The sequence below is a fragment of the Ensifer sp. Root142 genome (genome assembly GCF_001426785.1).
GTDB classification, from domain to species: domain Bacteria; phylum Pseudomonadota; class Alphaproteobacteria; order Rhizobiales; family Rhizobiaceae; genus Ensifer; species Ensifer canadensis.
Genome location: NZ_LMFK01000046.1, coordinates 163,775 through 175,795, shown reverse-complemented (window position 1 = coordinate 175,795; position 12,021 = coordinate 163,775). Strand labels below are relative to the sequence as shown.

General features: G+C 62.5%; 12 protein-coding genes. 2 read left to right on the top strand and 10 right to left on the bottom strand.

Annotated features, from left to right (window positions below; all coding sequences use genetic code 11):
• Nucleotides 1-63: 63 nt before the first annotated feature.
• Together ASD52_RS38010 and bfr are read left to right on the top strand one after the other, a co-directional pair.
• A complete protein-coding gene (locus ASD52_RS38010; protein ID WP_239637581.1) occupies nt 64-477 on the top strand; it encodes a (2Fe-2S)-binding protein in 414 nt (137 codons plus the stop codon).
• Entirely contained in the window at nt 443-934 is a 492-nt protein-coding gene (gene bfr, locus ASD52_RS31295) for a bacterioferritin (RefSeq protein WP_025425133.1), read from the top strand. Before ASD52_RS38010 ends, bfr begins: the two co-directional genes overlap by 35 nt.
• A gap of 634 nt (nt 935-1,568) precedes the next feature.
• On the opposite strand, the gene ASD52_RS31290 is transcribed toward bfr, so the two are convergent.
• The 10 genes from ASD52_RS31290 to obgE all read right to left on the bottom strand — a co-directional run bounded on the left by ASD52_RS31290 (nt 1,569) and on the right by obgE (nt 12,009).
• Complete coding sequence (locus ASD52_RS31290; RefSeq protein WP_025425132.1) at nt 1,569-2,096, bottom strand: RNA pyrophosphohydrolase; 528 nt, start codon at nt 2,094-2,096, stop codon at nt 1,569-1,571.
• Between the two features lie 238 nt (nt 2,097-2,334).
• The gene (locus ASD52_RS31285) at nt 2,335-3,552 is read right to left on the bottom strand and encodes a divergent polysaccharide deacetylase family protein (protein ID WP_057226448.1); all 1,218 of its coding nucleotides are present in this window, start codon (nt 3,550-3,552) and stop codon (nt 2,335-2,337) included.
• 137 nt (nt 3,553-3,689) lie between these two features.
• Nucleotides 3,690-5,012 (bottom strand): S41 family peptidase, encoded by a 1,323-nt coding sequence (locus tag ASD52_RS31280; RefSeq protein ID WP_025425130.1) that lies wholly within the window; start codon nt 5,010-5,012, stop codon nt 3,690-3,692.
• A complete protein-coding gene (locus ASD52_RS31275; RefSeq protein WP_025425129.1) occupies nt 5,002-6,420 on the bottom strand; it encodes a murein hydrolase activator EnvC in 1,419 nt (472 codons plus the stop codon). Before ASD52_RS31275 ends, ASD52_RS31280 begins: the two co-directional genes overlap by 11 nt.
• A gap of 222 nt (nt 6,421-6,642) precedes the next feature.
• Nucleotides 6,643-7,125, bottom strand: a complete 483-nt coding sequence (gene rlmH / locus ASD52_RS31270) for a 23S rRNA (pseudouridine(1915)-N(3))-methyltransferase RlmH (protein WP_025425128.1) — start codon at nt 7,123-7,125, stop codon at nt 6,643-6,645.
• A 265-nt stretch (nt 7,126-7,390) separates the two neighbouring features.
• Nucleotides 7,391-7,882: a ribosome silencing factor gene (rsfS, locus tag ASD52_RS31265; protein ID WP_025425127.1), complete on the bottom strand. Its 492-nt coding sequence runs from the start codon at nt 7,880-7,882 to the stop codon at nt 7,391-7,393.
• A 44-nt stretch (nt 7,883-7,926) separates the two neighbouring features.
• Nucleotides 7,927-8,535, bottom strand: a complete 609-nt coding sequence (locus ASD52_RS31260; protein WP_113567003.1) for a nicotinate-nucleotide adenylyltransferase — start codon at nt 8,533-8,535, stop codon at nt 7,927-7,929.
• Nucleotides 8,536-8,551: 16 nt separating this feature from the next.
• The gene (locus ASD52_RS31255) at nt 8,552-9,835 is read right to left on the bottom strand and encodes a glutamate-5-semialdehyde dehydrogenase (RefSeq protein WP_025425125.1); all 1,284 of its coding nucleotides are present in this window, start codon (nt 9,833-9,835) and stop codon (nt 8,552-8,554) included.
• The gene (proB, locus tag ASD52_RS31250; protein ID WP_025425124.1) at nt 9,828-10,997 is read right to left on the bottom strand and encodes a glutamate 5-kinase; all 1,170 of its coding nucleotides are present in this window, start codon (nt 10,995-10,997) and stop codon (nt 9,828-9,830) included. The genes ASD52_RS31255 and proB overlap by 8 nt, the downstream gene beginning before the upstream one ends.
• A gap of 1 nt (nt 10,998) precedes the next feature.
• Complete coding sequence (obgE, locus tag ASD52_RS31245; RefSeq protein WP_057210849.1) at nt 10,999-12,009, bottom strand: GTPase ObgE; 1,011 nt, start codon at nt 12,007-12,009, stop codon at nt 10,999-11,001.
• Nucleotides 12,010-12,021: the final 12 nt, after the last annotated feature.

Here is a 12,021-nt window from a genome sequence, read left to right as displayed (position 1 = left end):
TCATCAATGCTACGCTAATATTCTGAAAATACGATGTTTTTTGTCATGTTTAGATTCGTTCTAATCTGCGTGCAAGTTCCGCTTGTGGAGTTTTTTGTTGACAATAAATGTCCTCTTTTGCTTTATGAGCGAATTCAGGACGTTGCGTTTCACAGGCAAGACGACATGCTGGTTTGCAGCTGCAATTTCATCACGGAAAAAGAGATCGAGGACATGATTGTCAGCCTTCTCGATGAAGACTGTTGGCAGCTGATCGTGCCGGCGAAAGTCTATCACGCGATGGAAAAACGCGGTCGCTGCTGCGGCTGTTTCCCCAACGTCGTCGACATCATCATCCGCACCACCGAGCAATATCACGGCCGTCGCGACTCGACGGATGTCGAGATATTTGATTTCATGGCCCGCCTCAAACAATTCCATGAAGACAACCGGAGGGCGGATTTTGAAAGGCGACAAAAAGGTCATCGAGCAGCTTAACGAAGCGCTCTATCTCGAACTCGGCGCCGTCAACCAATACTGGCTGCATTTCCGCCTTCTCGAAGATTGGGGCTACACGCTCCTTGCCAAGAAGGAACGTGCCGAGTCGATTGAAGAAATGCATCATGCCGACAAGCTCGTCGCGCGCATCATCTTCCTCGAAGGTCATCCGAACCTGCAGACGGTCGGACCGCTGCGCATCGGCCAGAACGTCAAGGAAGTGCTGAAGGCGGATCTCGCCGGCGAATACGATGCCCGCACGGCCTACAAGAAATCACGCGACATCTGTCATGACGCCGGAGACTACGTCTCCATGAAGCTGTTCGAAGAGCTGCTTGCTGATGAGGAAGGTCATATCGACTTCCTCGAGACCCAACTCGAACTGCTCGAAACCATCGGCGAAGCGAAATACGGCCAGCTCAACGCAGCACCGGCCAACGAAGCCGAGATCGACTGAGCGTCTCGCACCATTCACACGAGAAAGCCGCCGATCACCTCGGCGGCTTTCTGGTTTTCGGGCCAAGACGATCTATGGCGCCCCGTTGCCTGACGCGCTTAGAGCATTTCCAGGAAAAGTGCGAAGCGGTTTTCCGTCAGGAAATGCGTAAAAACAAAGAGATAGAGCGTTTGTGCGGTTCCGTCTAAATCGGAAACGCTCTAAAGAATGGGCGCGCGGGCTGACGGTTCGCCCGCATGCAGACCCTCAAAGAGCCCGGTGGGGGTCTGTGAACCCTCAGGCTCGAGCGCATTTCTCCATGCGTCTTCAAACGGCGATGCGCCCTGCACCGAATTGGTATCGGGCCGGCCGGCGCCTGCTCGATACCAACCTGCCGGATATTGGCGATCGGCCCCAGAGTGGCATTGCTGCCGGGCAGGGCAAAACCTCAACCGGAACCAGGCGGTCGGTGAGGGTTGCCGCGGCAATCGCAAGACCAAAAGCGCGCGCTGCGAGCGGCCGCCTATCGTCCGCTGGCAGCTCGCAATCTGCGACGGATGCCAGGGCATCGCTTTGCGGTGTGCGTGTTGTCGGCTGGGTCCCCCGCGAAAGGTCGATGTCAGCGCAGACCCGGCCCCTGTTGCGAAAGGCGTAGTTACGGCGCCAGGTGGGCGAAGGCGGCAACGACCTCCTCATAGACCTTGCGCTTGAACGGTACGATCATCTCCGGCAGGTCGCGCATCGGCTTCCAATCCCAGGCGTCGAATTCCGGTTCGTGGCCGCCCGGCGGTGGGTTGATGGCGATCTCGTTCTCGTCGCCCTCGAAGCGGAAGGCATACCAGCGCTGCGTCTGGCCACGAAATTTGCCCTTGAGGCCGATGCCGATCAGGTGTGAAGGCAGGTCATAGTTGATCCAGCCCGGTGCCTCGGCGAGCAGCGAAACCGTGCGCATGCCGGTCTCTTCATAGAGCTCGCGATAGGCGGCCTTCAGCGGATCCTCGCCCTTGTCGATGCCGCCCTGCGGCATCTGCCATTGCTGCGGCGAGCCGTCATATTCGGAATTGCCGACGGCGATCCGGTGGCCGGCCCAGACGAGGCCGGCGCGGTTCAGCACCATGACGCCGACACAGGGGCGATAGGGCAGGTCTTCGGCCCGTAGGTTCTTGTCGTTATGCTTGCTCATCCGCTGTCCTCTCCTGGCTCAAGGCGTGACCCACTGCTCGCGCACGGCAGCGTATGGCCCTGAAGTGTTCGAACCTTTGTGAAGTCTCATCGCACCCATCTTTCGGGTTCGCAATGATTTCGTGCGCCTCGCCTGAGGCGCTGGGCTTCTGACATGGCGCCCTACATGCAGCAATTCAAAGTGCTACAGCGACCTTTGCGCGTCCAATAAGACGCGCGGCGCTCAAGGCACGCTTGACCTATCTCTGCTGCGGGTCCTTGACGAGTGCTGAAACGCCGACGATCTCGATGCCGCGCCCTTCCGCCTCGCCGGCCCACTGGGCGATGGCGGCCACGCTCTCGTCGAATGCGGAGGCGACACCGATGGCTGTACCGTTGCGCCGGGCGATGCGTTCCAGCTCGTCGAGTTTTTTCAGGATGGCGCTGCGGCTGAGCTCGCTGTCGACGGTCATGTCGGCGAAGCCATGCGGAACGTCAAAGGCATCGGCAAGCTTGCCGGACAGCGATTGCGCCGACGTGCCGTCGTCGAGGAAAAGCACGCCGCGTTTGCCGAGATCGCGCATCACCGGTTCGAGAGCATCGGCATCGGAGAGAAAGCGCCCACCGAGATAGTTCATGATGCCGGTGTAGTTGGTGATCTGCGCCATGTTCTTGTGCAGTTCGGCCAGGTTCTTCGTCGAACCAAGCGAGAGGCGGAGCGCGCGCGGTCCCGGATCGTTGTCGGGGTAATCGAAAGGCTCCATCGGGATCTGCAGCAGGATCTCATGGCCGCTGCGTCTTGCCTCCTGCATCCAGCGCTGCAGGCTGTTGCCGGCGGCGGCAAAGGCGAGGGTGACGTCGGGCGGCAGGTCGCGGATGGCCTTCTGCGTGCCGGTCTGGCTGAGGCCAAGGCCGCCGATCACAAGCGCGATACGGGTGCCGCGTGCACCCGACCAGGGTCGGGCATATTGATCCATCGGCCGCAGCCCGTCGGCGGCGGTGATCGGTAGCCGGCCCTCAGCGCTGTCTTCCAGCAGGTCGTCATTCGGAAGGGCGGCCATGCGCGGGTCCTGGCCGCGGATCGGGCCGACATTGATCAGCGCAGGCCCGCTGCCGTCGCGTTGGCGCGGCGTGAACTTGGTGACGGTCGCGCCGTCGTTTGTCAGGGTTTCCTCGACATGAGCGCCGGAGAAGGCGGTGCCCGGCTTCAGCGTGCCGCCGCTGGTGTTCGATGCTTGCCCGCTTGTGGAATTGGGTGTCTTTTGTGCCGTTTCGGCCGGTTCCGGCCCAACCATACCCGATTCGGACGCCTGCCTGCGCAACCCATCCGGAGCGACGGCGTTCCAGACGGAAAGGCCGATTATGGAAAGGGCAAAGATGCCGACAAGGGAATAGCTGAGAAGGCGACGACGGTCGCGTCTTGGCGCGGTCTTTTCCCGGCGGTTCTGGCCAAGGGGGGCATTGAGATCTGTTCCCAAACGGAGCCTCGGTCGACCTGAAGGAGAGTTGCCGGTGAGGGATGCGCCGTTTTTAAGAGAATCGGCGGTTTCCGGCAGCACCTGCAGCCCACATAGTATAAAGGCGCCGGGTTGACCAGCCCGGCGCCTTCAATGGCTTACTTCTTGAGCTCTGCCTGCTCCGGGCTTGCCGGGAAGGCCGGATCGGTCTTCTTGCCGCGCAAGAGGTCAAGCGCGTAGTTGAGCTGCAGGTCGTCCTTGGTTTCCGGCGGTACATAGGCGACCGAGCCGGAACCTTCGTCGGTTTCGCTCTGTCCCTGGATGTGGCCACGCAGATCGGATTCGCCCTGGGCTTCGACCCTGCCAAGCAGTTCCGGCGGCAGTGGCTGTTCGACCTTGATGTCGGGCGTGATGCCCGTTCCCTGGATCGATTTGCCCGACGGCGTGTAGTAGAGCGCCGTCGTCAGGCGCAGAGCGCCTGCTTCGCCGAGCGGAATGATCGTCTGTACCGAGCCCTTGCCGAAGGAGCGCGTGCCGAGCACGGTCGCGCGCTTCAGGTCCTGCAGGGCGCCGGCAACGATTTCCGATGCGGAAGCCGAGCCGCCATTGACGAGAACGACCACCGGCTTGCCGTCGGTCAGATCGCCAGGCGTCGCGTTGAAGCGGCGGGTCTCGTCCGGATTGCGGCCGCGGGTCGAAACGACCTCGCCACGCTCCAGGAAGGCGTCGGAAACGTTGATCGCCTGGTCGAGCAGACCGCCCGGGTTGAGGCGCAGGTCAAGGACATAGCCCTTCAGCTTGTCGGCCGGTACTTCGGACTTGATCTTCTCGATGCCCTTCTTCAGGTCGTCGTAGGTCTTCTCGGTGAACGAGATCACGCGAAGATAGCCGACGTCGCCTTCGGTGCGGAACTTGACGGCGCGAACGGCGATCACGTCACGCACGATCGACAGTTCGATCGGCTTGTCGGCGCCCTTGCGCAGGATCGTCAACTTGATCGGGGTGCCGACGGCGCCACGCATCTTCTCGACCGCATCTTCAAGCTTCAGGCCACGAACGTCCTGGCCGTCGATCTTGGAAATGAAGTCACCGGCGAGAACGCCGGCGCGGGCCGCGGGCGTGTCGTCGATCGGGCTCGTGACCTTGACGAGGTCGTCTTCCATCGTCACTTCGATGCCGAGGCCGCCGAATTCGCCGCGGGTCTGGGTGCGCATGTCCTCGGCGTCGGTCGAGTTCATGTAGCTCGAGTGCGGATCAAGCGAAGAGAGCATGCCATTGATGGCATTCTCGATCAGCTTGTCATCCTGCGGAGGGGTGACGTACTGCGCGCGCACGCGCTCAAACACGTCACCAAAAATCGCAAGCTCGCGATAAGTCGAGGTATTGGCCGCGACGGCCGGAACGACAGCCGAATAAATGACGCCCATAGCGGTCGCACCCATCAGCGCCCCGACCAGAACAAGTGAAGCCCTACGTATCATTTCGCGCCTTTCCAACCTCTGCTGCGGTCCACCATGGTCGGGAATCAACCGGTTTTCCGTCTTTTCGGAATTCAATGTAAAGCGTCGGCCGGTCGGTTTCCAGCGCCAAGGCCGCAGCACTTGCGACTCTTTTCGCACCCATCGTCGCAAGCGGTTCACCCGCCACGACAAATTGTCCGGTCTGTACGCTCACCTTCTCCATGCCCGACAGCACAACATGGTAGCCGTCGCCCGGATTGAGAATGATCATCTGCCCATAACTGCGGAAATTGCCTGCATAGACGATCCAGCCATCTGACGGCGCAGTCACCAGCGCGCCGGGGTTGGTTTCCAACATGATCCCTTGCAGGGAGTGCCCTGTACCATCGGCATCACCGAACTTTCGCAAAAGCGATCCCGCGGCCGGATAGGCAAGCTTATTCCTCAGCTCCGAGAACACGTATGCTGGCGCAATGCGGTTTTTGTCGGGCACGGCGCTCCGGGCGAGCTCCCGCGCCGCTTCGCGCTCGGCCTCGCTCATGCGCAGGCGTTCCTCTTCCTGCGCGCGTGCGGCGGCAGCCGCGTCGCGCACCGAAGCGATGTCATTTTCGAGCGAACCGATGAGGCCTTCGAGATTGGTCGCCTGCGAGGCGAGTTCCTGCGCCTTGCGCTGTTCGGCGGCGAGTTCGGCCGCACTTTTCTGGCGCAGTTTTTCCTTTTCGGCCACGAGCATCGACATGCGACGCTCTTCCTCGGCATTGGCCGTCATCGCTGCCGTCAGCTCTTCGCGCTGCTTGCCGATGCCGGTTCTGATATCGGCGAGCGCCTTCAGGTCGGCGACGAGGTTGTCCGTTTCCTCGCGAATTCCGGGTACGACAGCGCCGAGCAGAATGGCGCTGCGAACGGAGCCGAGCGCATCCTCAGGCGTCACCAGGATCGCCGGCGGCGGGTTGCGGCCCATGCGCTGAAGTGCGGCGAGCACTTCGGCAAGCACCCCACGCCGGGCGCGCAGCGATCGGCGCACGGTATCTTCCTTGGAGCGCAACTCGCTCAGCTTCTTCTCTCCATCGACGATCTGCTGCTCCAGACCCTGCCGCTTCCTGGCAGAATCGACGATGGCGGCGCGCAATGCCTCATTGTTTTTGTCGATCTCGGCGATGGTCGCCGCCAGCTCGTCGGCGCGCTCCTGCGACAGCGTGATGGTTTTCGACAGCGCATCGAGCTCGCTGCGGGTGCTGTCTCGACGAAGCGTCAGGTTTGCCGCCGGATCGGGCGGCCCCTGCTGCTGGTCCGCCGCTGATGCCGCTGGCGTCGCCGGTGCATCCTGGGCGGCTGCCGGAAGCGCAGCAACAAGCACAAGCGCCAGCAGCGCCGCACTGCGGCCGGGCCGCCATGCTTCGCCACCGATCTTGCTGAAAGCGCTCATCATGCTTCGGCGCGTCATTCGTCCCTATGCATCCAACTGGAAATGCTTCGCGCTTACTTCCGCCAACCGGAACCGATTTTCGGAAAGCGTCATGCGCAGTTTCAACGTTTCTGAGCGCTCGCCGGGCATCTTTCCCCGGTGCGTGACGCTCTCCTCAAAAAGCCTAATCTGATTTGGCGGATGCGACCAACACATATTCTCGTTATCGCCGGTGCATGGCGCGTCTCAGACACGGTGATAGGGATGTCCGGAAAGGATGGTCACGGCGCGATAGAGCTGTTCGGCGATCAGAATGCGCACCAGCTGATGCGGCCAGGTCATCTTGCCGAGATTGAGCACGGCGTCGGCGCGCGAATGAAGGCCAGGGTCGAGCCCGTCGGCGCCGCCGATCGCGATCATCAGGTCGCGTTTGCCGCTATCGCGAAAACTGCCGAGCAGCGATGCGAAGCCTTCGGAATCGAGCGCCTTGCCGCGTTCGTCAAGCAGCACCAGCAGACTGCCGTCAGTGAGCGCTTTTTCAAGCTGGGCTGCCTCCTCCCGCTTGCGCGTATCGGAGTTGGAGGCGCGGCTTTCGTTGACTTCGACCACGCGGGAAAGCTCGAGACCGATCGCCGGACCGGCCTTGGCAAAACGATCGAGATAGCGGGCCGCAAGATCCTTTTCCGGCCCCGCCTTGAGGCGGCCGACTGCGAAAAGTCCGATACGCATGACCCAATCCGTCTCCGCCTGCGCTGGACCGCACTGCTGCACACCTCCTGAAACCGGGGTCGATTCAAGGAGAAGGTCATGCAGCGCACTAAAGCGTTACAGCGGCATTTGCACGTCATGCCAGACGCGGCGCTGCAAGCTACGATCAGTCGCAACAATTATCCTGGCTGCGAACGCCGCTTCGGCGATGACAGCCACATTCCCAATATGTATGATCGCAATACGGTGCGTGCGGCGGCTCAGACGCCCGACGAACCGTGCGATCTCAATGCAGCGTGCCGTCCTCGATCTCCGGTGTCGCCCACATCTTCTCGATGTTGTAGAACTCCCGGATTTCCGGCCTGAAGATGTGAATGATCACATCGCCGGTATCGATCAGCACCCAGTCACCCGTTTCCAGACCTTCGACGCGGGCGTTGCCGAAGCCCTCGTCCTTCAGGTCCGTGGTCAGATGGTCGGCAATCGCCGCCACATGCCTGCTCGATCGCCCGGAGACAACGACCATGAAGTCCCCCAGCGCCGACTTGCCGGCAATGTTGATGGTAACGATATCTTCTGCCTTCGAGTCCTCTAGGCTTTCGAGGACCAGTTGAAGCGCACGGACAGCGGCTTCGTCGCTAGATCCCGTGCTGCGTGGGAACGCGGAGGCCGCATATCCCTTGGCGTGTGCTGTTGTCAGGGTTTTTCCTTTCCAGGTGAACAGAACAGGCACTTCCGATTCGACTGTTTCGCTCGAACCGTCAGTAAATGTAGGCATCAAACCAGAACGGTTTCAAGACACGAGAAATGAATCATTCGATTTCACGCCGTTCTGGCGGATCGAAGTGCCGTCGAACTCATCGAGGAGCGCGGCCCGTGTATGAAGGTCCAGGCGGGTGCCGGGTGAAAAGCAAGGCGCCGGGCATCGTCTTCGTCGATGCGGGCATAGTCGAAAGTCTTGGCCATGCGCGAGGAGAGATAGGCAAGCGTCGAGCCCGGCCGATCGATGACGGCGATCGGAAACGTGCGGGCGATTTTCTGCCAATTCTGCCAGCGGTGAAAGCTGCGCAGGTTGTCGGCCCCCATGATCCAGACGAAGCGGATATCGCGGTTGCGGGCCTTTACCATCTCGAGCGTGCGAGCGGTATAGCTCTGCCCCAGCGCCTTTTCGAAGGCGGTCACCTTGATGCGCGGATTCGGGGCGATCTTCTCGCTGAGCGCGATGCGATCGGCAAGCGGCGCCAGATTATTGTGGTTCTTCAGCGGGTTTCCGGGGGTGACCATCCACCAGAGTTGGTTGAGGCCGAGGCGCTGGATCGCCGTTTCGGCGACCAGCACATGCCCCTGATGCGGCGGATTGAACGAGCCGCCGAACAGGCCGACCACCATGCCGCTTTCGACATGGGGCATGCGCAGATAGCGGCCGTTCACTTCGCTGGACGTCACGTCAGGGCCTGACCTGTCCGGCGCCGCGCACGCGATACTTGAACGATGTCAGCTGCTCGACGCCAACGGGGCCGCGGGCGTGCATCTTGCCGGTGGCAATGCCGATCTCGCCGCCCATGCCGAATTCGCCGCCATCGGCAAACTGGGTGGAGGCATTGTGCAGCAGGATGGCGGAATCGATTTCGGCGAAGAAGCGCTCGACGACATCGGCATCCTCGGCGATTACCGCCTCGGTATGCGCCGAGGACCAGGTGTTGATATGTTCGATCGCGCCGGAAATCCCGTCCACCAGTCGGACAGAGATGATCGCGTCGAGATATTCCGTCGACCAATCCGCGTCCGTCGCCGGCCGCAAGCCATCGATGGTTCCGGCAAGCTCTTCGGACACCCGCACTTCGCAGCCGGCTGCGAGCAGCGCCTGAAGTAGCGGCCTTGCCAGCTTGTCCGCAGCATTGCTGTCGATCAGCAGTGTCTCGGCGGCACCGCAGATACCAGTGCGGCGCATCTTGGCATTGACGACGATCTTTTCGGCCATGGCGAGATCAGCGGATGCGTCGACATAGATGTGGCAGAGGCCTTCGAGGTGGGCGAACACCGGCACGCGCGCCTCGTTCTGGACCCGTGCGACGAGGCTTTTTCCGCCGCGCGGAACGATGACGTCGATCGTGCCACCGAGGCCCGAGAGCATGGCGCCGACGGCAGCGCGATCGGCAACCGGCACCATCTGGATCGCATGCTCGGGCAGGCCAGCAGCCTTCAGGCCTTCGACGAGGCAGGCATGGATGGCGCGCGAGGAATGGAAGCTGTCGGAGCCGCCCCGCAGGATGACGGCATTGCCCGCCTTCAGGCACAGTGCACCGGCATCTGCCGTCACGTTCGGGCGGCTTTCGTAGATCACGCCGATGACGCCGAGCGGCGTACGCACGCGCTCGATGTGCAGGCCATTGGGGCGATCCCACTCGGCAATGACGTCGCCAACCGGATCCTTGAGGTCGGCAATCGCGCGAATGCCGTTGGCCATGTCGCGGATCCGGCTCTCCGTCAGCGTCAGGCGGTCGATGAAGGACGCGGCGATGCCGGACTGGCGGGCGTTTTCAAGATCGATCGCGTTGGCGGCAAGAATCTCGTCGCGGCGATTGACGATGATCTCGGCCATGGCAACGAGGGCCGCATGCTTGCGTTCGGCGGTGGCGACGGCAAGCGGCCGGCTTGCCGCCTTCGCCTGGCGGCCGATCTCCAGCATGACGCCTTCGACGTCATCCTTATTCCTGACTTCATCAAGCATGGACTTCATCCCTCCGGCCGTCCTTCTCGTCGGCGCGCTTGCCGGTCATCACCAGATCGTCGCGATGCACCATGGCGGCGCGGCCGGCATAGCCGAGGATCGCCGCGATCTCTGCGGATTTCTTGCCGGCGATCTGGCGAGCCTCGTCGGCGTCATAGCCGGCAAGACCACGGGCGATTTCGCGGCCCGCTGCGCCGAGAATGGCAATGGTGTCGCCGCGGCTGAAGGTGCCCTTCACTTCGCGCACGCCGGCAGGCAGCAGGCTCTTGCCGGAGCGCAGCGCCTCCTCGGCGCCGGCATCGATGGCGAGCGTGCCGGCCGGCAGCAGCTGCCCGGCAATCCAGGTCTTGCGTGCGGTCACCGGTGAGCCCGATGGTGCAAACCAGGACGAGCGAGCGCCTTCCTCGATGGCCGCCAGCGGATGGTTGGGTTTGCCCGAGGCGATGATCATGGAGCAGCCGGCGGTGGTTGCGATCTTGCCGGCATCAATCTTGGTGCGCATGCCGCCGCGCGACAGCTCGGAGGCAGCCCCCCCTGCCATCGCCTCGATCTCGGGCGTGATCTCCGCGATCGTGTCGAGGAAACGGGCATCGGGGTCGAGATGCGGCGGCGCCGTATAGAGGCCGTCGATGTCGGAAAGCAGCACCAGGAGGTCAGCGCCGACCATGGTGGCGACGCGGGCGGCCAGGCGGTCGTTGTCGCCATAGCGGATTTCGGTGGTCGCCACCGTATCGTTCTCGTTGATGATCGGCACGGCGCCGAGCTTCAGCAGCTGGTTGATCGTGGCGCGGGCATTCAAATAGCGTCGACGCTCCTCGGTGTCGCCGAGCGTCAGTAGCACCTGGCCGGCGACGATCGCGTCTGTCGAAAGACTTTCCGACCAGGCGCGGGCAAGCGCGATCTGGCCGACGGCCGCGGCCGCCTGGCTTTCCTCGAGTTTTAGCGCGCCAGAAGGGAGTTTCAGTACGGTGCGGCCGAGCGCGATGGCGCCGGAGGAGACGACGAGCACGTCGACGCCCTTGGCCCTGAGGGCGGCGATGTCGGCACACATGGCGTCGAGCCAGGCCTTTTTCAGCCCGGTCGCGCGATCGACCAACAGGGCCGACCCGATCTTGATGACGACCCGGCGATACTTCTGAAGCGGCTTGCGGGTCTTCGTCATGTCAGGCGGTCTCTTCTCCGGACTTTGCCGCGACAATGACGGTGCGTAGCGCCCGCAATGCCTCGGTCATGCCCTTGCTGGTGGCGGCCGAAAGCAGGAGAGGCTGCTCGCCGCAGGCCTTTGCCAGCGCCTTGGCCTTCACCTTCAATTCGTCCTCGTCGAGCACGTCGATCTGCGACAGCGCGACGATCTCGGGTTTGTCTTCGAGCCCGCCGCCATAGGCTACGAGTTCGTGTTTCACGGTCTTGTAGGCCTTGGCGACGTCTTCTTCCTGGGCCGAGACGAGGTGAAGCAGCACGCGCGTGCGCTCGACATGGCCGAGGAAACGGTCCCCGATACCAACGCCTTCATGCGCGCCTTCGATCAGGCCGGGAATGTCGGCGATGATGAACTCGTTGCCGTCGATGGTGGCGACGCCGAGGTTCGGGTGCAGCGTGGTGAAGGGGTAATTGGCGATCTTCGGCCGCGCCCGGGTGCAGGCGGCAAGGAAGGTCGATTTGCCGGCATTGGGCAGGCCGACGAGGCCGGCATCGGCGATCAGCTTCAGCCGCAGCCAGATGGTTTTTTCTTCGCCTTCGAGGCCGGGGTTGGCCCAGCTTGGCGCCTGGTTGGTGGCGGACTTGAAATGGGCATTGCCGAAGCCGCCATTGCCGCCGGCGGCAAGCCGGTAGCGCTGGCCTTCGGCGACCATGTCGACGATCAGCGTCTCGCTGTCTTCCTCGAAGATCTGGGTGCCGACCGGAACCTTCAGCGTCACGTCGGCGCCGCCGGCGCCCGTGCGGTTGCGGCCCATGCCGTGCGTGCCGGTCTTGGCCTTGAAGTGCTGCTGGTAGCGGAAGTCGATCAGGGTATTGAGGCCGTTGACCGCCTCGACCCAGACGTCGCCGCCGCGGCCGCCGTCGCCGCCATCAGGTCCACCGAATTCGATGAATTTTTCACGACGGAACGACACGGCGCCTGCGCCGCCGTCGCCGGAGCGTATGTAGACTTTCGTTTCGTCTAGAAATTTCATTGGACTGCCATC